Source organism: Streptomyces sp. NPDC048370 (genome assembly GCF_043200825.1).
Classification (GTDB): domain Bacteria; phylum Actinomycetota; class Actinomycetes; order Streptomycetales; family Streptomycetaceae; genus Streptomyces.
The window spans coordinates 699,561-718,410 of sequence record NZ_JBICYI010000003.1; the positions used below are offsets into that span (position 1 = coordinate 699,561).

Annotated in this window: 19 protein-coding genes; 15 read left to right on the plus strand and 4 right to left on the minus strand. The window is 72.2% G+C overall.

The window, feature by feature from the left end:
- Positions 1 to 300: 300 nt before the first annotated feature.
- Positions 301 to 1,314 carry an SAM-dependent methyltransferase gene (locus ACGFYP_RS10590; RefSeq protein WP_393488906.1) on the minus strand — a complete coding sequence of 338 codons (1,014 nt, stop codon included), beginning with the start codon at positions 1,312 to 1,314 and terminating at the stop codon, positions 301 to 303.
- A 97-nt stretch (positions 1,315 to 1,411) separates the two neighbouring features.
- Between ACGFYP_RS10590 and ACGFYP_RS10595 the strand changes: the two genes are divergently transcribed.
- The 3 genes from ACGFYP_RS10595 to ACGFYP_RS10605 are packed head-to-tail and all read left to right on the plus strand — an operon-like array spanning position 1,412 to position 3,931.
- Positions 1,412 to 2,617 (plus strand): sensor histidine kinase, encoded by a 1,206-nt coding sequence (locus tag ACGFYP_RS10595; protein ID WP_393488912.1) that lies wholly within the window; start codon positions 1,412 to 1,414, stop codon positions 2,615 to 2,617.
- 21 nt (positions 2,618 to 2,638) lie between these two features.
- On the plus strand, positions 2,639 to 3,313 hold the full coding sequence (locus tag ACGFYP_RS10600; RefSeq protein WP_361956391.1) for a response regulator transcription factor: 675 nt from the start codon (positions 2,639 to 2,641) through the stop codon (positions 3,311 to 3,313).
- A gap of 6 nt (positions 3,314 to 3,319) precedes the next feature.
- Positions 3,320 to 3,931 (plus strand): AAA family ATPase, encoded by a 612-nt coding sequence (locus ACGFYP_RS10605; RefSeq protein ID WP_393488921.1) that lies wholly within the window; start codon positions 3,320 to 3,322, stop codon positions 3,929 to 3,931.
- A 24-nt stretch (positions 3,932 to 3,955) separates the two neighbouring features.
- On the opposite strand, the gene ACGFYP_RS10610 is transcribed toward ACGFYP_RS10605, so the two are convergent.
- On the minus strand, positions 3,956 to 5,038 hold the full coding sequence (locus ACGFYP_RS10610) for a DUF5937 family protein (protein ID WP_393489199.1): 1,083 nt from the start codon (positions 5,036 to 5,038) through the stop codon (positions 3,956 to 3,958).
- Between the two features lie 148 nt (positions 5,039 to 5,186).
- On the opposite strand from ACGFYP_RS10610, the gene ACGFYP_RS10615 reads away from it, so the two are divergent.
- Positions 5,187 to 5,393 (plus strand): hypothetical protein, encoded by a 207-nt coding sequence (locus ACGFYP_RS10615; protein WP_393488926.1) that lies wholly within the window; start codon positions 5,187 to 5,189, stop codon positions 5,391 to 5,393.
- A 42-nt stretch (positions 5,394 to 5,435) separates the two neighbouring features.
- Here ACGFYP_RS10615 and ACGFYP_RS10620 read toward each other — a convergent pair whose 3' ends face one another.
- Positions 5,436 to 6,623, minus strand: a complete 1,188-nt coding sequence (locus tag ACGFYP_RS10620; RefSeq protein ID WP_393489202.1) for a threonine aldolase family protein — start codon at positions 6,621 to 6,623, stop codon at positions 5,436 to 5,438.
- A gap of 148 nt (positions 6,624 to 6,771) precedes the next feature.
- Between ACGFYP_RS10620 and ACGFYP_RS10625 the strand changes: the two genes are divergently transcribed.
- The 10 genes from ACGFYP_RS10625 to ACGFYP_RS10670 all read left to right on the plus strand — a co-directional run bounded on the left by ACGFYP_RS10625 (position 6,772) and on the right by ACGFYP_RS10670 (position 15,110).
- Positions 6,772 to 7,698: a Rossmann-like and DUF2520 domain-containing protein gene (locus ACGFYP_RS10625; protein ID WP_393488932.1), complete on the plus strand. Its 927-nt coding sequence runs from the start codon at positions 6,772 to 6,774 to the stop codon at positions 7,696 to 7,698.
- Positions 7,695 to 8,801: a pantoate--beta-alanine ligase gene (gene panC, locus ACGFYP_RS10630; RefSeq protein ID WP_393488940.1), complete on the plus strand. Its 1,107-nt coding sequence runs from the start codon at positions 7,695 to 7,697 to the stop codon at positions 8,799 to 8,801. The genes ACGFYP_RS10625 and panC overlap by 4 nt, the downstream gene beginning before the upstream one ends.
- Positions 8,798 to 10,501, plus strand: a complete 1,704-nt coding sequence (locus tag ACGFYP_RS10635; RefSeq protein ID WP_393488949.1) for an L-aspartate oxidase — start codon at positions 8,798 to 8,800, stop codon at positions 10,499 to 10,501. The genes panC and ACGFYP_RS10635 overlap by 4 nt, the downstream gene beginning before the upstream one ends.
- Positions 10,498 to 11,511: a carboxylating nicotinate-nucleotide diphosphorylase gene (nadC, locus tag ACGFYP_RS10640; RefSeq protein ID WP_361956376.1), complete on the plus strand. Its 1,014-nt coding sequence runs from the start codon at positions 10,498 to 10,500 to the stop codon at positions 11,509 to 11,511. Before ACGFYP_RS10635 ends, nadC begins: the two co-directional genes overlap by 4 nt.
- The gene (locus tag ACGFYP_RS10645; RefSeq protein ID WP_361956373.1) at positions 11,511 to 12,317 is read left to right on the plus strand and encodes a type III pantothenate kinase; all 807 of its coding nucleotides are present in this window, start codon (positions 11,511 to 11,513) and stop codon (positions 12,315 to 12,317) included. The genes nadC and ACGFYP_RS10645 overlap by 1 nt, the downstream gene beginning before the upstream one ends.
- A 273-nt stretch (positions 12,318 to 12,590) precedes the next feature.
- Positions 12,591 to 13,214 carry a hypothetical protein gene (locus ACGFYP_RS10650; protein WP_393489206.1) on the plus strand — a complete coding sequence of 208 codons (624 nt, stop codon included), beginning with the start codon at positions 12,591 to 12,593 and terminating at the stop codon, positions 13,212 to 13,214.
- A gap of 14 nt (positions 13,215 to 13,228) precedes the next feature.
- Complete coding sequence (locus ACGFYP_RS10655; protein ID WP_361956370.1) at positions 13,229 to 13,405, plus strand: hypothetical protein; 177 nt, start codon at positions 13,229 to 13,231, stop codon at positions 13,403 to 13,405.
- Between the two features lie 154 nt (positions 13,406 to 13,559).
- On the plus strand, positions 13,560 to 14,066 hold the full coding sequence (locus ACGFYP_RS10660; RefSeq protein WP_393488968.1) for a BlaI/MecI/CopY family transcriptional regulator: 507 nt from the start codon (positions 13,560 to 13,562) through the stop codon (positions 14,064 to 14,066).
- 9 nt (positions 14,067 to 14,075) lie between these two features.
- A complete protein-coding gene (locus tag ACGFYP_RS10665) occupies positions 14,076 to 14,603 on the plus strand; it encodes an amino-acid N-acetyltransferase (protein ID WP_361956364.1) in 528 nt (175 codons plus the stop codon).
- A gap of 168 nt (positions 14,604 to 14,771) precedes the next feature.
- Entirely contained in the window at positions 14,772 to 15,110 is a 339-nt protein-coding gene (locus ACGFYP_RS10670; RefSeq protein WP_361956361.1) for an Lsr2 family protein, read from the plus strand.
- Here ACGFYP_RS10670 and ACGFYP_RS10675 read toward each other — a convergent pair.
- Positions 15,089 to 15,718: an SCO3374 family protein gene (locus ACGFYP_RS10675; protein WP_393488972.1), complete on the minus strand. Its 630-nt coding sequence runs from the start codon at positions 15,716 to 15,718 to the stop codon at positions 15,089 to 15,091. The two genes, ACGFYP_RS10670 and ACGFYP_RS10675, sit on opposite strands and share 22 nt — an antisense overlap.
- Before the next feature lie 474 nt (positions 15,719 to 16,192).
- Between ACGFYP_RS10675 and ACGFYP_RS10680 the strand changes: the two genes are divergently transcribed.
- Positions 16,193 to 18,718, plus strand: coding sequence for an ATP-dependent Clp protease ATP-binding subunit (locus tag ACGFYP_RS10680; protein WP_361956355.1), 2,526 nt, complete (start codon positions 16,193 to 16,195; stop codon positions 18,716 to 18,718).
- Positions 18,719 to 18,850 lie beyond the last annotated feature (132 nt).

Genomic DNA, 18,850 nt, shown 5'->3' on the forward strand with positions numbered 1-18,850 from the left:
TGTGGCCAGCCGTCCCGCAGTACGGTCCCCACCCGCTCCCACCCGTTGTGGGCAGCAGGTCAGCAGGGCGGTCCCCACCCGCTCCCACCTGTTGTGGGCAATCGTTCCGCAGTACGGTCCCCACCCGCTCCCACCCGTTGTGGGCAATCGTTCCGCAGGGCTGGGGGTCCCCCCAGGACGAAGTCCTAGGGAGTGTCCGGAAAGTATGGTCGTCCGCCCGAAGGGCGTCGCGAGCCAGGCCAGACTTTCCGGACGCGACCTAGGGGGAGGGTGGGCACAACCCACGGGGCCGGCGCCCCGTCAGGCCCCTCCGCCCCGAGCCCGGGCCCCAGCCCCAGGCGCCACCCCCACCCGCCGCGTGAGCCACAGAAAGTCCCCGAGCCCACCCCGCGCTGTCAGCTCCGCCGCCTCGCCCGCCTCGCCGAGAGCCCGTACGTACGCCGCCGCGTCGCTCGTCGCGAGCGCGAGCGGAGGACGTTCGCCCCGCACGCCGAGGCCCCGCAAGGCCTCCCGCTGGGTCATGAGCTCCCCGCCCCCGCCGGCCGAGGCGCACGCGTCCATCGCCACGTGCGCCGTCACGTCGCACGACCCGTCCGGCACCGGTGCCACCTCCCGCCCGCCCCGGAACCCGGTCAGCGTTCCGAACGGCGGCCTGGACTCCCGTACGTGCCCGTAGTCCACCGCCACCGCCCGCCCCGCCGCCAGGGAGCCGACCGCCGCCGCCCACGCCTCGTCCCGGGCGCGCCCGATCTCCGCCCGCTCGCCGGGCTCCGTGAGCGGCCACCACCGCTCCAGCCACTCCGCGTCCGGCCCCTCGACGGGCCGCCCGAGCCGTTCCGCCCCGTCCGCCGCCCGTACCTCGAAGTACCGCACGACCCCCGCGTCGTCCGCGCCCGCCACGTCCACCGGCACGTTGTCGAGCCACTCGTTCGCGAAGAGCAGCCCGCGGACCCCCTCCGGCACCCGGTCCGTCCACTCCACCCGGGCGTCGAGCCCCGCCGGCCGCTCCGCGCGCTCGACGCCGTACGCCCGAACCGAAAGCCCCGCCGACGCGGAGGCGGCCGCGAGAACGCCCGTCACGAGCTCGCCCCGCCCCGCGCCCACGTCCACGAACGCGACCTCGTCCGTCCCCAGCTCCTCCGCCACCTCGGCGAGCAGCCGCGCGATCGCCCCCGCGAAGAGCGGGGAGGCGTGCACCGAGGTGCGGAAGTGGCCCGCAGGACCCTCGGGGCGCAGAAAGAAGCCCCCCGGGCCGTACAACGCCTGCTCCGTGGCCTCACGCCACCCCTGCCACTGACACGTCTCATCCGTCACGCGGTCCAGTCTCCACCTTGGGGAGTACGGCCCTCGCGTCAAGGATCGACCCCACGGTTGACCCCTGCACCTATCCGCTTTCCCTACGCTGGGTTACGTGCAGCGCCTCTACGACTTCATCCGCAGACACCCGACAGGCGTCGACAGCTTCTGGGCCGTCGTCCTCTTCGGGTTCTCCGTCCTGTGGGTGGGCTCGACCAACCCATCGCTCGGGCACCCGCTCGCGTACGGCGTCGTCGCGCTGCTGCTCTCCCTGGTCGTGGCCCTGCGCCGGCGCGCGCCCGAGAAGATGCTGGTGCTCACGGTCGTCATCGGCGTCGCCCAGCTCGCCTTCGGGCTGATGCCGTTCTTCGCCGACTTCGCGATGCTGGTGATCATCTACACGGTCGCCGCGCACGACGGCCCGCGCTGGGCCTCCCGCCTCGCCCTGATCGGCGGTCTGAGCGCCGCGACGCTCTCCCAGCTGCGCTGGCCGGCCCAGGACGAGATCGACTCCACGGCCGCCCATGTCTTCTTCACGATCATCATGACCGTGCCGTTCGCCCTCGCCTGGGTGCTCGGCGACTCGCTCCGGACCCGCCGCGCCTACTTCGCGCAGCTGGAGGAGCGCGCCTCCCGCCTGGAGCAGGAGCGCGAGGCGCAGGCCAAGGTCGCCGTCGCCGCCGAGCGCGCCCGGATCGCCCGCGAGCTGCACGACGTCGTCGCGCACAACGTGTCGGTGATGGTCGTCCAGGCCGACGGCGCCGCCTACGTCCTGGACGCCTCGCCCGAGCAGGCCAAGCAGGCCCTGGAGACGATCTCCTCGACCGGCCGGCAGGCGCTGGCCGAGATGCGCCGGCTGCTCGGCATCCTGCGCACCGGCGAGCACAAGGAGGCGGGGGAGTACGTGCCGCAGCCGGACGTCGAGCAGATCGAGGACCTGGTCGAGCAGGTCAGGGGGGCCGGTCTGACCGTGGACTTCCGGATCGAGGGCACGCCGCGTCCGCTGCCGAGCGGCGTCGAACTCACCGCGTACCGGATCGTGCAGGAAGCCCTCACCAACACCCGCAAGCACGGCGGTCCGGACGTCGGAGCGAGCGTCCGTCTGGTCTACTTCGACGACGGTCTCGGGCTGCTCGTGGAGGACGACGGGCGCGGTGCGACCCACGAGATGTACGAGGACGGGGGCGCCGACGGCCGGGGCCACGGCCTGATCGGCATGCGGGAGCGCGTCGGCATGGTCGGCGGCACCCTGGACGCGGGACCGCGTCCGGGGGGCGGCTTCCGCATCAGCGCCCTGCTCCCGCTCAAGCCCGCCCACTGACGACCCCGAAGGAACCCCCACATGTCCATCCGCGTGATGCTCGTCGACGACCAGGTGCTGCTGCGGACCGGCTTCCGCATGGTGCTCGCCGCTCAGCCGGACATGGAGGTCGTGGCCGAGGCGGGCGACGGCGTGGAGGCGCTGGAGGTGCTGCGGTCGACGGCCGTGGACGTGGTCCTCATGGACGTCCGCATGCCGAAGCTGGACGGGGTCGAGACGACCCGGCGGATCTGCTCTGAGCCCGACGCGCCCCGCGTCCTGATCCTGACCACCTTCGACCTGGACGAGTACGCCTTCTCCGGCCTGAAGGCGGGCGCGAGCGGCTTCATGCTGAAGGACGTGCCGCCGGCCGAGCTGCTCGGCGCGATCCGCTCCGTGCACAGCGGCGACGCGGTGGTGGCCCCGTCCACGACCCGCCGCCTCCTGGACCGCTTCTCGCCGATGCTGCCGTCCTCGGGGAAGGAGCCGCAGCACAAGGAGGTCGAGCGGCTCACCGACCGCGAGCGCGAGGTCATGCTCCTGGTCGCCCAGGGCCTGTCGAACGGCGAGATCGCCGCCCGTCTCGTGCTGTCGGAGGCGACGGTGAAGACGCACGTCGGCCGGATCCTCACCAAGCTGGACCTGCGCGACCGCGTGCAGGTGGTGGTGCTCGCGTACGAGACCGGCCTGGTCCGGGCGGGCGGCGGGGCGGGCTGATCGCCCGTGCTGCTGTGGATCAACGGCCCGTTCGGGGTCGGGAAGACGCAGACGGCGTACGAGATCCGGCGGCGGCTGCCCGGCAGCGTCGTCTGCGACCCGGAGCACATCGGCTTCGGCCTGCACCGCACGCTGCCGCCGTCCCTCAGGGGAGACTTCCAGGACCTCGCCGCCTGGCGGCAGGGCGTGTACGAGGTGCTGGACCTGGCGCTGCGCAAGCACGGGGACGGTCCGGTCGTCGTGCCGATGACGCTGGTCGAACCGGCGTACTTCGAGGAGATCGTCGGGCGGCTGCGGGAGGCGCACGGTCCTGACCGGGTGCGCCATTTCGCGCTGCTCGCGGAGCGCGGGACGGTCCTGAAGCGGCTGAGCGAGCGGGGGCTCGGGGGTGGTCTGAAGCGGGACAGCTTCGCGGTGAGCAGGCTCGACCTGTGTCTGGAGCGGCTGAGCGGGCCGGAGTTCGCGCACCACATCCGTACCGACCGGCTCACGGTCCCGCAGGTCGCGGACGAGGTGGCGCGTGCGGCGGGGCTTCGGCTCGCGCCGGACACGGACGGGCCGCTGCGTCACCGCCTACGGCGGTTGCGGATCGGCCTGTCGCACATCCGCTTCGACTGAGCGACCGGCCCCGAACCCCAGCAGCTAGCGCAGTACGGCTTCGAGGAAGTCGCTGCCCAGGCGGGCGACGACGGTCACGTCCAGCTGGTGCAGGACGTAGCGGCCGCGGCGCTGGGTGGTGAGCAGTCCGGCCTTCCTCAGGACGGCGAGGTGCCGGGAGACCTCCGGCGCGGAGATGCCGTACGCGTCGGACAGTTCGCTCGTCGTGTACGAGGCGCGGGCGAGGTTGCGGCACATCCGCATCCGCATCGGGTGCGCGACGGCCTCCAGACGGAGCTTGACGGTCTCCACGGGCGCGGTGCCTGCGAGTTCGCGGGTGGAGACGGGGTACTGGATCACCGGCTGCCAGCCGTGTGCGTGCACGGCGATGAGGTGCGGCCGGCCGAAGGCGGTCGGCAGGAAGGTGAGCGCCGAGCCCTCGGTGGTCGTCCGGCCGAGCACCAGCTTGTCGACGACGAGCCGGGTGCGGCGGGCGTCCTCCTCCACACTGATGGCGGGGGAGACGGCCGTGACCGCCTCGGTGAGGCCCTTGCGGCGCAGCAGATCGGTCTTGTGGCGGGCGTCGGCGGCGAGCTGGACCCGGACCCGGCTCCAGGTGTCGGCGAAGAACGCGGCGTCGCAGTCCTCCAGGAGCCGGCGGATCCACGCGCGCGTGCCGGTCGGATCGGCGAGCATCCGCTCCACGAACGCGGCCTGGCGAGGGCCGCGCGCGGCCGCCAGGTCGAGGGCGCGGCGGCGGGAGTGGGCGTCGACGAGCGGGGAGGGCAGACCGTCCGCGTACTGGGTGCTGCAGGAGATCTCCAACGCCGCCCCGACGTACGTCTCGTCGTCCATCCGGTCGAGGTCGTCGAGCTCCTCGGCGAGCGTCTCGCGCGGCTGGGCCGACAGCAGGAAGTCGGACCGGGTGGAGCGCCACATGAAGTCGGCCTCGTGCATCCGGTCGGCGAGTTCGGGCTTGAGCCCCGCGGTGGTGGTCGTGGCCCAGCCGTGCAGCCCGGCGTGGTGCCCGGGCTCGGACAGCGCGTGCAGCGCGGCGCCCAGTTCGGCCAGGGGGGAGGGGCAGAAGACGATCCGCTCGTGCGGAAGCCCGGTGATGTCGATGGTCACGCTCACGCCCCCATGGTGCGGGACATCCCGCGGGTGCTGTCGCGTCGTTTGACGCCGCCCGTCAATCGAGCGGGCACTCGGGCGGTCCGTTTGACGGGCGCGGTCAATCGGCGCGACCGGGGCCGGCCGGCGGAGCCATCGTGGGGTCATGAACGCGATGCACCAGTACCTCTTCGACACCTACCGCGCCGCGCAGCACGGTGAGCGGACGCCGCCGCTGCCCGGTACCCACGACGTCGCCACCCTCCGGGCCCTCCGCGACCGCCGCCGCTTCCACGCGGTCCTCGCGGGGCGTCCCGCCCGGGGCCGCCTGCGTACCGCCCTGAGCCGCCGGTTCCACCCGAAGGCCTGCTGAGGACCGGCCCCTAGGGCTGGGGCCTGTCGGGGCCGGCGGCCCCTACGCCAGCAGCGCCAGGAAGTTCCGTACCGCGTCCCGTACGTCTGTCTCCGTCCAGGCGAGGCCCGGCTCGCCGACCGTCACCTCCGCCATCGCGATCCCCGGCGGGCCGCCCGCGCCGGGGCTGCGCCAGCGGCGGAAGAGGACCGTGTCGGTCGACTCGGTCAGCGCCACGGACGCCGCCGTCAGGACGTCCGGGGCGTACGGGAGCCAGACCTGGAACTGGTGGGTGTGCGGCGGCTCCGGATGCACCCGGAACCACGGCACGCCCGCCTCCTCGAAGGCCGCCCGCAGCCAGCCCGCCACCACGCGCGCGTGCGCCACGTACGAGGGCAGCCGGGGCAGCTCCCGGTCCAGGCCGCGCAGCGCCGAGGCCGCCGCGGGGTACTGCTGGAAGACCTGGCCGCCGTACCGGTGCCGCCACACCCGGGCCTCCTCCATCACGTCCTCCGGGCCGGCGAGCGCCGCCCCCGAGAGGCCGCCCAGGGACTTGTAGAAGGACACGTACACGCTGTCCGCGAGCCCCGCGATCTCCTGCAGGCCGCGCCCGAAGTGCGGGGCGCACTCCCACAGTCGTGCGCCGTCGACGTGCACCACCGCATCCCGTTCGCGGGCCGCCGCCACGACGTCCACCAGCTCGTCCCAGGACGGCAGCACGAATCCCGCGTCCCGCAGCGGCAGCTCCAGCATCAGCGTCCCGAACGGCTCCGTGTGGCCCCGCACCTCCTCGGCCGTCGGCAGCCTCGGCTCGTCCGTCAGGTGGACCGTCCGCAGCCCGCTCACCGACCCCAGCGCACCGCCCTCGTGGACCTCCGGGTGGGCGAGCGGGTGCAGGGCGACGACCGGGCTGCCGGTCCGCCCGGCCCAGCAGCGCAGCGCCACCTGCTGCGCCATCGTCCCGGTCGGGAAGAACACCGCCGCGGGCAGCCCGAGTTCCCCCGCGACCCGCCGTTCGAGCTCCTCGACGAGCCCGTCGCCGTACGCGTCGAGCGGGCCGCCGTCGTCCGCGGTGTCCCCGGCCCATTCGGCGAGCTGCCGCAGGCGGTCCCCCACCGTGCCCTCGACCGGTGAGTGGGCCAGTTTCCGCCGCGCGGAGCCCCACACCTCCGCCTGGTGCCGCCGCGCTTCGGCCTCGTCCGTCGGCCCGTCCGACCGGCCGCTCCTGTCCTCGTCCACGCCTACGCCCATGCCATCGCCCACGCCTTCGTCCATGGGCCGATCATCACACCACCGCCCACAGCCTGTGGACAGTCACGGAGGAGGACGAAACGCTGGCGTAGCATGACCAGAAATCGTCCGGTACCCCCCGCGGACTGGAACGGAAGGCCGTTGCCGCGTGAACCATCCAGCTGAGTCCCGAGCAGAACCCCGAGCGGAAGACCGACCCGCGCGCCTCACCGTCGGAGTCGTCGGAGCCGGTCGGGTGGGACCCGCCCTCGCCGCGGCGCTCCAGCTCGCGGGCCACCGCCCCGTCGCCGTCTCCGCGGTCTCCGACGCGTCCGTCCGGCGCGCCACGAACCTGCTCCCGGACGTGCCGATCGTGCCGCCCGCCGAGGTGCTCGCCCGGGCCGAGCTGGTGCTCCTGACCGTCCCCGACGACGCCCTGCCCGGCCTGGTCGAGGGCCTCGCCGAGACCGGTGCCGTACGGCCGGGGCAGCTGCTCGTGCACACCTCCGGGCGGTACGGGGTGAAGGTCCTGGACCCCGCCCGCCGTGCCGGCGCCCTGCCGCTGGCCCTGCACCCCGCCATGACCTTCACCGGCACCTCCGTGGACGTCCAGCGGCTCGCCGGCTGCTCCTTCGGGGTGACCGCCCCCGTCGAGCTGCGGCTGGCCGCAGAGGCCCTGGTCATCGAGATGGGCGGCGAGCCCGAGTGGATCGCGGAGGAGGCCCGCCCGCTCTACCACGCGGCCCTCGCCCTGGGCGCGAACCACCTGGTCACGCTGGTCGCCCAGTCCATGGACCTGCTCCGTACGGCCGGGGTCGCCGCCCCCGACCGGATGCTCGGCCCGCTCCTGGGCGCGGCCCTGGACAACGCCCTGCGCTCCGGCGACGGGGCGCTCACCGGGCCCGTCGCGCGCGGTGACGCGGGCACGGTCGCCGCTCATGTCGCCGAGCTGCGCAAGCACGCGCCCGGCACCGTCGCCGGCTATCTGGCGATGGCCCGCACGACCGCCGACCGGGCGCTCGCGCACGGCCTGCTCAAGCCCGAGCTGGCCGAGGATCTGCTGGGCGTGCTCGCCGACGGGGAGACCGACCGATGACATCGACGACCTTCGCCCTGGTTCGTACGGCGGACGAACTCCACGCCCTCGCGGCCCGCCCGACGCGGACCCGTGCCGCCCTGGGCGTGGCCGAAAACGACCCCATGGCCGTCGCCGAGGACACCCGTACAGCCGGTGCCGCCGGTGCCGCCCGTACCGCCGTCGTGATGACCATGGGCGCGCTCCACGAGGGGCACGCCACCCTCGTCCGGACGGCCCGCGAGTACGTCGGACCGGACGGCTTCGTAGTCGTCACCGTCTTCGTCAACCCGCTGCAGTTCGGCGCGGGCGAGGACCTCGACCGCTACCCCCGCACCCTGGACGCCGACCTCAGGACGGCCGAGGCGGCCGGCGCGGACGCGGTCTTCGCGCCCTCCGTCGACGAGGTGTACCCCGGTGGGGAGCCGCAGGTCCGGATCAGTGCGGGCCCGATGGGCGAGCGCCTCGAAGGCGCCTCCCGGCCCGGCCACTTCGACGGCATGCTGACCGTCGTCGCCAAGCTGCTCCACCTCACCCGCCCCGACCTGGCCCTCTTCGGCCAGAAGGACGCCCAGCAGCTGGCCCTGATCCGCCGGATGGTCCGCGATCTGAACTTCCCCGCGGAGATCGTCGGCGTGCCGACCGTCCGCGAGGCCGACGGCCTGGCCCTCTCCAGCCGCAACCGCTACCTCTCCGAGGGCGAGCGCCGCACCGCCCTCGCCCTCTCCCGGGCCCTGTTCGCCGCGAGCGACCGGCTCGCCGCCCAGCACGCGCTGCGCGCGCGTGCCGACTCCCTGCCGGGCGCCCAGAACCGGGCCGAGACCCGTGCGGAGGGGCTCTCCCGGCTCGGCGAGGCCCGCGCCGCGGCCGACGCCCACGCCGTCGCCCAGGCGTCCGAGGCCGGCGGCGCCGGCGCCGTACGGGCCGCGGCCCGCGCCGTCGTCGACGACGCGGCGAAGGCCGAGCCCCCGCTCACGCTCGACTACCTCGCCCTGGTCGACCCGTCCGACTTCACCGAGGTCGCCGACGACCACGAAGGCGAGGCGCTGCTCGCCGTCGCCGCGCGCGTGGGCAGCACGCGGCTGATCGACAACATCCCGCTCATGTTCGGAGCCACCAAGTGACTGGAATACGGCTGCACGCGCCCGAGCCCGGCTGGTCCATCGACGCCGACGTCGTCGTGGTCGGCTCCGGTGTCGCCGGGCTGACCGCGGCGCTGCGCTGCACCGCCGCCGGACTGCGTACGGTCGTCGTCACCAAGGCCCGCCTGGACGACGGCTCCACCCGCTGGGCGCAGGGCGGCATCGCCGCCGCACTCGGCGAGGGCGACACCCCCGAGCAGCACCTGGACGACACCCTCGTCGCGGGCGCCGGGCTCTGCGACACCGAGGCCGTCCGGCTCCTGGTCACCGAGGGCCCCGACGCAGTCCGTCGGCTGATCGCCACGGGCGCCGACTTCGACAAGACCGCCGACGGCGAGATCGCCCTGACCCGCGAGGGCGGCCACCACCGCCGCCGGATCGCCCACGCCGGCGGCGACGCGACCGGGGCCGAGATCTCCCGCGCCCTGGTCGAGGCGATACGGGACCGGGGCGTGCGCACCATCGAGCACGCGCTCGTCCTGGACCTCCTGAAGGACGCGGAGGGCCGCACGGCGGGTGTCACCCTCCACGTCATGGGCGAGGGCCGTGAGGACGGCGTCGGAGCCGTCCACGCCCCCGCCGTGGTCCTCGCCACCGGCGGCATGGGGCAGGTCTTCTCGGCGACCACGAACCCGGCGGTCTCCACCGGCGACGGCGTCGCGCTCGCCCTGCGCGCCGGGGCGGAGGTCTCCGACCTGGAGTTCGTCCAGTTCCACCCCACGGTGCTCTTCCTCGGCCCCGGCTCCGAGGGCCAGCAGCCGCTGGTCTCCGAGGCGGTACGGGGCGAGGGCGCCCATCTCGTCGACGCGGACGGGGTCCGCTTCATGCTCGGGCAGCACGAGCTTGCCGAGCTCGCCCCCCGCGACATCGTCGCCAAGGCGATCATGCGCCGCATGCGGGAGCGGAACGCCCTGCACATGTACCTGGACGCCCGGCACTTCGGCGCCGAGATGTGGGCCACGCGCTTCCCCACGATCCTGGCGGCCTGTCGGGCCCACGGCATCGACCCGGTCACCGAGCCCATCCCGGTCGCCCCCGCGGCCCACTACGCCTCCGGCGGAGTCCGCACGGACCTGAACGGCCGGACCACCGTCCCGGGCCTCTACGCGTGCGGTGAGGTGGCCTGTACGGGTGTCCACGGCGCCAACCGGCTCGCGTCGAACTCGCTCCTGGAGGGCCTGGTCTTCGCCGAGCGGATCTCCGACCTGATCGCGGCGGACCTCGCCGGGAAGAACGTGGAGCGGCCGCCGGCCGTACCGGCCCACGCGCGCGTGATGCCGGTGCTCGCGCCCAAGCTGCGCGCCGACATCCAGCGGATCATGAGCGCGAACGCGGGCGTGCTGCGCTCCGAGGAGAGCCTCCTGAGGGCGGCCGGAGCCCTGGAGACCCTGGCCATGGACGCCGTGACGAACCACCTCGCGGAGGCCGTCGAGCCCTGCACCGAGTCCTGGGAGACGGCCAACCTCCTCGAAGTCTCCGAGGCCCTCGTGACGACCGCCCTCGCCCGCGAGGAGACCCGCGGCTGCCACTGGCGCGAGGACAAGCCCGACCGCGACGACGACGCGTGGCGACGCCATCTGATTGTGTCCCGGGCCCCCGGGGGCGAACTGGCGGTCCGCCCCACCGCCACCGCAGACTTTCCGCCTGTCATCGCCGACGCATCCAAGGAGCCGCAGTCGTGAGCACGCCCGAAGAAGCACGTCCGCAGCCCGTGGACGTCCCCCTGATCCAGATCAGCGCCCCCGCCGAGGACGCCGGCGGCTGCGGTGACGGCTGCGGCTGCGCCGACGAGGTCTACGAGAGCGGCCTCGACCCGGCGCTCGCCCAGCTGCTCGCCGACGCGGGCCTCGACCCCGTCCAGGTCGAGGACATCGCCCACCTGGCCATCGAGGAGGACCTCGACGGCGGCGTGGACGTGACGACCGTCGCGACCGTCCCCGAGGACGCGATCGCCACCGCCGACTTCACCGCGCGCGAGGCGGGCGTGGTCTCCGGTCTGCGGATCGCAGAGGCGGTGCTGTCGATCGTCTGTACCGACACCTTCGAGGTCGAGCGGCACGTCGAGGACGGCGACCGCGTCGAGGCCGGCCAGAAGCTCCTGAGCGTCACCACCCGCACCCGCGACCTGCTCACCGGCGAGCGCAGCGCGCTGAACATCATGTGCCGCCTCTCCGGCATCGCCACCGCCACGCGCGCGTGGGCGGACGTCCTGGAGGGCACCGGGGCCCGCGTGCGGGACACCCGCAAGACCACGCCGGGCCTGCGCGCCCTGGAGAAGTACGCGGTGCGCTGCGGCGGCGGCGTCAACCACCGCATGTCGCTGTCGGACGCCGCGCTGGTCAAGGACAACCACGTGGTGGCCGCCGGTGGCGTCGCGCAGGCCTTCAAGGCCGTACGGGAGCAGTTCCCGGACGTGCCGATCGAGGTCGAGGTCGACACGCTGCACCAGGTCCGCGAGGTCCTGGACGCGGGCGCGGACCTGATCCTGCTCGACAACTTCACCCCCCTGGAGACCGAGGAGGCCGTCGCCCTGGTCGCCGGCCGCGCGATCCTGGAGTCCTCCGGCCGCCTCACCCTGGAGAACGCGGCGGCGTACGCGGCGACGGGCGTCGACTACCTCGCGGTCGGTGGTCTCACGCACTCCTCCCCGATCCTGGACATCGGCCTCGACCTGCGCGAGGTGCGGGCCTGATGCTGCTCACCATCGATGTCGGCAACACGCACACGGTCCTCGGACTCTTCGACGGCGAGGAGATCGTCGAGCACTGGCGCATCTCGACCGACCCGCGCCGCACCGCCGACGAGATGGCGGTCCTGCTCCAGGGCCTGATGGGCATGCACCCCCTGCTCGGCGTCGAGCTGAGCGACGGCATCGAGGGGATCGCGATCTGCGCGACGGTCCCCTCGGTGCTGCACGAGCTGCGCGAGGTGACCCGCCGGTACTACGGCGACGTCCCGGCCGTCCTCGTCGAGCCCGGCGTCAAGACGGGCGTACCGATCCTCACGGACAACCCGAAGGAGGTCGGCGCGGACCGGATCATCAACGCGGTCGCGGCGGTCGAGCTCTACGGCGGCCCGGCGATCGTGGTCGACTTCGGCACGGCGACGACGTACGACGCGATCACCGCCCGCGGCGAGTACGCGGGCGGCGCGATCGCGCCGGGCATCGAGATCTCGGTCGAGGCGCTGGGCGTCAAGGGCGCCATGCTCCGCAAGATCGAGCTGGCCAGGCCGCGCAGCGTGATCGGCAAGAACACGGTCGAGGCGATGCAGTCGGGCATCGTCTACGGGTACGCGGGCCAGGTCGACGGCGTGGTCTCCCGCATGAAGCGCGAACTGGTGGGCCGGGACGGCGACCCCTCCACCGTCACCGTGATCGCGACGGGCGGCCTCGCCCCGATGGTCCTCGGCGACTCCAAGGAGATCGACGAGCACGAGCCCTGGCTGACGCTGATCGGCCTGCGCCTGGTGTACGAGCGCAACGTCTCCCGGATGTAGTTCCCCCCGCCCCCGGACGGCGCGGGCGCGCGGCGGACGACGGGAATCCCGCCCTCCTGTCTCGCGCCGCGCCCGGGATCCTTGCGCTCGCCCGGGATCCTTGCGCTCGCCCGGGATCCTCGCGCTCGCCCGGGATCCTCGCGCTCGCCCGGGATCCTCGCGCCGCGCCCGGGGATGGCTCGCGCCGCGCCCGGGGATGATCGGTAAAACGAAATTTGTCCGATTAGCACGTATCGTCACCCCATGCCCACGCCATACGGATCCCGCGGCGGCATGGCGTTCAGTGCGGACGAGCTGCGTGTGCTCCGACGCGCCCTTGCCACCGCCCTCAACCCCGCCCCCCTTCAGGACGAGGACGTCCAGGACTGTCTGCGCCTCGCCGAATCCGTGGACGACACCGTCCGCGAGGCAGGCCGGCTCCGGGCGTTCCTCCTCGCCGACCTGACCCGGTACCGCGAGGCCCTGCCCGGCTCGCTCACCGGCTATCTGGAGCTCCTCCAGGACGCCCTCGGCGCGGGGTACGACCCCGGTGTCGACGATCTGGCCGCCCTGCGCGCCCTGCGGGCCAACCCCCGCGCCGCCGGTCTCCTGGAGCGCTGCCAGGTCCTCGCCGAACGCTCCGTGCGCGCCCGCCTCGCCCGCGTCTCCCAGGCGGTACCCGCGTCCGCGCCGCCCGCACCGGCCCTGCCGGCCCAGGCGCTGTCCGCGTACCCGGCGCCGCGCACCCGGCTGCTCGCCCTGCCCGGCGGCCGTGCCGCCGACGAGCCCAAGCGGCCCGCCACCACCCCGAAGTCGCCCGCCCCGGCCAAGCGCCCGGCGCCCAAGCCCTCCGAGGTGTTCCCGCCGCGCCGACGCCCCGTACCCCCGCCCCCGCCCGAGGAACGCGCCGCAGGATAGCTACTCTGGACGCCATGGACTACGTATCCGCGCTCCTGCCCCCCGTCGTGATGGCCGTGTTCTTCACCGCGCTCGTCGTCACGATCGTGAAGAGCCAGGGCGGCCCCAACAAGGCCAAGGAAGACGCGGCCGTGGACGCCGCCCTCGCCCGCGTCGAGGCCACCCGTCAGGCGGACGGCGCGGCCTCGTAGCCCGCGTAGCCCCGCCCGCACCGAAGGACGTACGACCGCTTTCAGGTCGTACGTCCTTTTTGTTGCGTTTCAACCGTCAATAGCCCGCCATTACCGCTTCGCGGACTATGGTGGCGGTGTGCCCCGTCAATTGGGAGAGCTTGAAGACGCCGTCATGACACGCGTCTGGCAATGGAACCGCCCGGTGACCGTCAGGGAAGTCCTGGAGGATCTCCAGCAGGAACGGTCCATCGCCTACACCACCGTCATGACCGTAATGGACAATCTCCATCAGAAGGGCTGGGTACGCAGGGAAGTCGACGGGCGCGCCTATCGATATACGGCGGTCTCCACGCGCGCCGCCTACTCGGCCGCACTGATGAACGAAGCCTGGGCGCAGAGCGACAACCCCGCCTCGGCCCTTGTCGCGTTCTTCGGCATGATGTCCAGCGAGCAGCGCGAGGCCCTCAACGACGCGATCCGGGTCGTCGGCTACAAGGCCGCTGAGCCCCCCGCCCCACCTGCGGAGGAAGCCCCCACGAGCCCGCCCGCGAGTCCGCCGGCGAGCACCCCCGCGAGTCCGCCGGCGAGCACGGGTACGGCCTCGGAAACGGGCGCCGAGGAGGGCGCGAGCGCCCCCACCGGCGAGGGTGCCGACGGAACCGGTGACACCGGGCGATAACGTCCCCCCATGTCGTCGTCCCCCGCCGCTCCAAAAGCCGTCACCGTTCGTCGCGCGCGCACCGGTGATGTCGCCGCCGTACGCCGCCTTGTGGAGCCGTACACCCGCCGGGGCATCCTGCTCGACAAAGCGACCGTGACGCTTTACGAAGACATCCAGGAGTTCTGGGTCGCCGAACGCGACGAGGACGGCGTGGTCGTCGGCTGCGGCGCGCTCCATGTCATGTGGGAAGACCTCGCCGAAGTCCGTACTCTCGCCGTCGATCCCGAGTTCAAGGGCGCCGGCGTCGGACATCACGTGCTCGACAAGTTGCTGCACACCGCCCGTTGGCTCGGGGTACGCCGGGTATTCTGCTTGACCTTCGAAGTCGACTTCTTCGCGAAGCACGGCTTCGTCGAGATCGGTGAGACTCCGGTCGACGGAGATGTCTACAGCGAGCTCCTGCGTTCCTATGACGAGGGTGTCGCCGAGTTCCTCGGTCTCGAACGAGTGAAGCCGAACACCTTGGGCAACAGCCGGATGCTTCTGCACCTGTGAACGTAACGATCGCTCTCATCCCGATCGCGAACCTGCTCGGAACCTCTATGTCCGAATCGCGCACGTTTCCCGCGTTCCCAGGCTTCTGAACCTCTCCCAGGGGTTTGTGTTTTTCCGGGAAAAGCGGTTTCCTTTCCGCGTACTGCATTTTCGATGAAAGGAAATCCGGTGGCACAGAAGGTTCAGGTCCTTCTTGTCGACGACCTCGACGGCGTCGAGGCGGACGAGACCGTGACGTTCGCGCTGGACGGCAAGACCTACGAGATCGACCTCACCACCGCCAACGCGGAGAAGCTCCGCGGCCTGCTCGAGCCGTACACCAAGAGCGGTCGGCGCACCGGTGGCCGTAGCGCCGGTACGCGTGGCAAGGGCCGCGTCGCCCCCGGCGGTGCCGGTCCGGACACCGCGAAGATCCGCGCGTGGGCCAAGGAGAACGGCTACCCCGTGAACGACCGGGGCCGTGTCCCGGCAGAGGTCAAGACGGCCTACGAGAACGCCAACCGCTGAGAAATCGGCCGGGGACGCGCACTCAGAAGCCGCTCCCGGTGGCACGCCGCCGCGGCGGCGGCCACCAGCCGCACGAGACAGGGGGCGGCCGCATCGGCCCGCGAGGCGGGCCGCAGGGCCGGCAGTGAGGGTTCCACCGCGCGGCCCGGCTCCGGGGCGCGCAGCCACACCGTGGCGCCCGGCGCGCCGGAACCGCTCCATCCTGGGGGAACAGGAGCGGTCATCCGGCTGCCGGCGCCGAGCGCGGTGAGATCCAGCGAGATCCCGCCCCATTCGAGCCAGTCGAGGAGCCCCGGCAGCTCCTCCGCGCTTCCCGCGGCCACAAGCAGCCGCATCCGCCGCCCCGCCAGGGCCACCGGCCCCGTGGCACCCGCGCCCGTCCTGCGCAGCACCGCGCGACCGGCCTCGGCGGGCAGCTCAAGGACGTCGAAGCGCACGCCCGTCACCAGGCCCACCGGCGGTCCCGCCACCGTCGCCCAGCCGAGCCCCTCCTCGTACCAACGCGCCTGATCGCCGTCGACCGGCGAACCGTCGGCCGGCGAACCGTCGAGCGGCGAACCGTCGAGCGGCGAGCGGGGCGGCGGCACGCGCCGGGCGGTGAAGGACATGCCCGGCGAACGCCCCCGAGGCCTCCTTGGTTACGCCTCCACCCCGTGGCTCGCTGACCCTGTGTCCTTGATCCACTGCGCTGCGTGTCCGTGATGGGGGCGTACGGGCGCATTCGGCAGCGCAAGGATGTTCGCCCGTAGCGGAGGGAACCGGGGTGTGCCGCATGGAGTGTCAGTGCCTACGGGTAAGACATTCCTAGTGAGGAGGGACGACTCGCGGGGATTCGCGTCTCACGTTCGCCATCGGCGTACTGGAGGCGGGGGTAACTGCTTGGCCTGCGGGAACATCGTCTCGCACCATCGAGTTGGAGCATTTGTCGGCTGTTCGGCAGCAGGTCTCCCCACGGACAAGGGGGTGATCCGGACGGATGTCGGCAGTTGGAATGAGCGGTCCCCGCTTGCGGGACTAAGCTGCGGAAGGACAGGGAGGGGATCGACCCCTAACTGACTGACCGCTCTGAGGAGCGATTAACGATGTTCGAGAGGTTCACCGACCGCGCGCGGCGGGTTGTCGTCCTGGCTCAGGAAGAAGCCCGGATGCTCAACCACAACTACATCGGCACCGAGCACATCCTCCTGGGCCTTATCCACGAGGGTGAGGGTGTCGCCGCTAAGGCCCTGGAGAGCCTCGGGATTTCGCTCGAGGCGGTCCGCCAGCAGGTTGAGGAGATCATCGGGCAGGGGCAGCAGGCCCCGTCCGGCCACATCCCCTTCACCCCGCGTGCCAAGAAGGTCCTGGAGCTGTCGCTCCGCGAGGCCCTCCAGCTCGGCCACAACTACATCGGCACGGAGCACATCCTGCTCGGCCTGATCCGCGAGGGCGAGGGCGTCGCCGCCCAGGTCCTCGTGAAGCTGGGCGCCGATCTCAACCGGGTGCGGCAGCAGGTCATCCAGCTGCTCTCCGGCTACCAGGGCAAGGAAGCCGCCACGGCCGGCGGTCCTGCCGAGGGCACCCCCTCGACGTCCCTGGTCCTCGACCAGTTCGGCCGCAACCTCACCCAGGCGGCCCGCGAATCCAAGCTCGACCCGGTCATCGGGCGCGAGAAGGAGATCGAGCGGGTCATGCAGGTGCTGTCCCGCCGTACGAAGAACAACCCGGTCCTCATCGGCGAGCCCGGCGTCGGCAAGACCGCCGTCGTCGAGGGCCTGGCGCAGGCCATCGTCAAGGGCGAGGTGCCCGAGACCCTCAAGGACAAGCACCTCTACACCCTGGACCTCGGCGCGCTGGTCGCCGGCTCCCGCTACCGCGGTGACTTCGAGGAGCGCCTGAAGAAGGTCCTCAAGGAGATCCGCACCCGCGGCGACATCATCCTGTTCATCGACGAGCTCCACACCCTGGTGGGTGCGGGTGCCGCCGAGGGCGCGATCGACGCCGCCAGCATCCTCAAGCCGATGCTGGCCCGCGGTGAGCTCCAGACCATCGGTGCGACCACGCTGGACGAGTACCGCAAGTACCTGGAGAAGGACGCGGCCCTCGAGCGCCGCTTCCAGCCCATCCAGGTCGCGGAGCCGTCGCTGCCGCACACGATCGAGATCCTCAAGGGTCTGCGTGACCGGTACGAGGCCCACCACCGCGTCTCCATCACGGACGAGGCCCTCGTCCAGGCCGCGACCCTGGCCGACCGGTACATCTCGGACCGCTTCCTGCCGGACAAGGCGATCGACCTGATCGACGAGGCCGGATCCCGGATGCGCATCCGCCGGATGACCGCGCCGCCGGACCTCCGCGAGTTCGACGAGAAGATCGCCGGTGTCCGCCGGGACAAGGAGTCCGCGATCGACTCCCAGGACTTCGAGAAGGCGGCGTCTCTCCGCGACAAGGAGAAGCAGCTGCTGGCGGCGAAGGCCAAGCGGGAGAAGGAGTGGAAGGCCGGCGACATGGACGTCGTCGCCGAGGTCGACGGCGAGCTGATCGCCGAGGTCCTCGCGACCGCCACCGGCATCCCGGTCTTCAAGCTGACCGAGGAGGAGTCCAGCCGACTGCTCCGCATGGAGGACGAGCTCCACAAGCGCGTCATCGGTCAGAAGGACGCCGTCATCGGCCTCTCGCGGGCGATCCGTCGTACGCGAGCCGGTCTGAAGGACCCGAAGCGTCCCGGTGGCTCGTTCATCTTCGCCGGCCCGTCCGGTGTCGGTAAGACCGAGCTGTCCAAGGCGCTCGCCGAATTCCTCTTCGGCGACGAGGACGCGATGATCTCCCTCGACATGTCGGAGTTCAGCGAGAAGCACACGGTTTCCCGGCTCTTCGGTTCCCCGCCCGGATACGTGGGCTACGAAGAGGGCGGCCAGCTCACCGAGAAGGTGCGCCGCAAGCCGTTCTCCGTCGTCCTCTTCGACGAGGTCGAGAAGGCCCACCCCGATATCTTCAATTCCCTTCTCCAGATCCTGGAGGACGGTCGCCTGACCGACTCCCAGGGCCGGGTCGTGGACTTCAAGAACACGGTCATCATCATGACGACCAACCTCGGGACCCGGGACATCTCGAAGGGCTTCAACCTGGGCTTCGCGGCCCAGGGCGACACGAAGTCCAACTACGAGCGGATGAAGGCGAAGGTCAGCGACGAGCTGAAGCAGCACTTCCGCCCGGAGTTCCTGAACCGTGTGGACGACATCATCGTCTTCCCGCAGCTCACCGAGGCCGACATCCTGCAGATCGTCGACCTGATGATCAGCCGGGTGGACGAGCGCCTCAAGGACCGGGACATGGGCATCGAGCTCTCCCAGGCCGCGAAGGAGCTGCTCGCCAAGAAGGGTTACGACCCCGTCATGGGCGCCCGGCCGCTGCGCCGGACGATCCAGCGCGAGGTCGAGGACTCGCTCTCCGAGAAGATCCTCTTCGGCGAGCTGCGCCCCGGTCACATCGTGGTCGTGGACGTCGAGGGCGAGGGTGAGGAGAAGAAGTTCACCTTCCGCGGCGAGGAGAAGTCGGCCCTGCCGGACGTCCCGCCGATCGAGCAGGCGACGGGCGGAGCCGGCCCGAACCTCTCGAAGGACGCGTAAGCGCTCCGATCGCGTGACAGGGGCGGGGGGGGGGGGGGGGGGGGGGGGGGGGGGGGGGGGGGGGGGGGGGGGGGGGGGGGGTGGGGGGGGGGGGGTGGTGTGGGTGGTATTGTCGTAGTGTCGGTGAGAGTG

Coding starts and splice junctions, on each gene's coding strand:
- ACGFYP_RS10615 (WP_393488926.1), top strand. CDS start 5,187: ATGAACGCGATGCACCAGTACCTCTTCGACACCTACCGCGCCGCGCAG.
- panC (WP_393488940.1), top strand. CDS start 7,695: ATGACATCGACGACCTTCGCCCTGGTTCGTACGGCGGACGAACTCCAC.
- ACGFYP_RS10600 (WP_361956391.1), top strand. CDS start 2,639: ATGTCCATCCGCGTGATGCTCGTCGACGACCAGGTGCTGCTGCGGACC.
- ACGFYP_RS10675 (WP_393488972.1), bottom strand. CDS start 15,718: ATGTCCTTCACCGCCCGGCGCGTGCCGCCGCCCCGCTCGCCGCTCGAC.
- ACGFYP_RS10680 (WP_361956355.1), top strand. CDS start 16,193: ATGTTCGAGAGGTTCACCGACCGCGCGCGGCGGGTTGTCGTCCTGGCT.
- ACGFYP_RS10650 (WP_393489206.1), top strand. CDS start 12,591: ATGGCGTTCAGTGCGGACGAGCTGCGTGTGCTCCGACGCGCCCTTGCC.
- ACGFYP_RS10665 (WP_361956364.1), top strand. CDS start 14,076: ATGTCGTCGTCCCCCGCCGCTCCAAAAGCCGTCACCGTTCGTCGCGCG.
- ACGFYP_RS10645 (WP_361956373.1), top strand. CDS start 11,511: ATGCTGCTCACCATCGATGTCGGCAACACGCACACGGTCCTCGGACTC.
- ACGFYP_RS10620 (WP_393489202.1), bottom strand. CDS start 6,623: ATGGGCGTAGGCGTGGACGAGGACAGGAGCGGCCGGTCGGACGGGCCG.
- ACGFYP_RS10660 (WP_393488968.1), top strand. CDS start 13,560: ATGACACGCGTCTGGCAATGGAACCGCCCGGTGACCGTCAGGGAAGTC.
- ACGFYP_RS10655 (WP_361956370.1), top strand. CDS start 13,229: ATGGACTACGTATCCGCGCTCCTGCCCCCCGTCGTGATGGCCGTGTTC.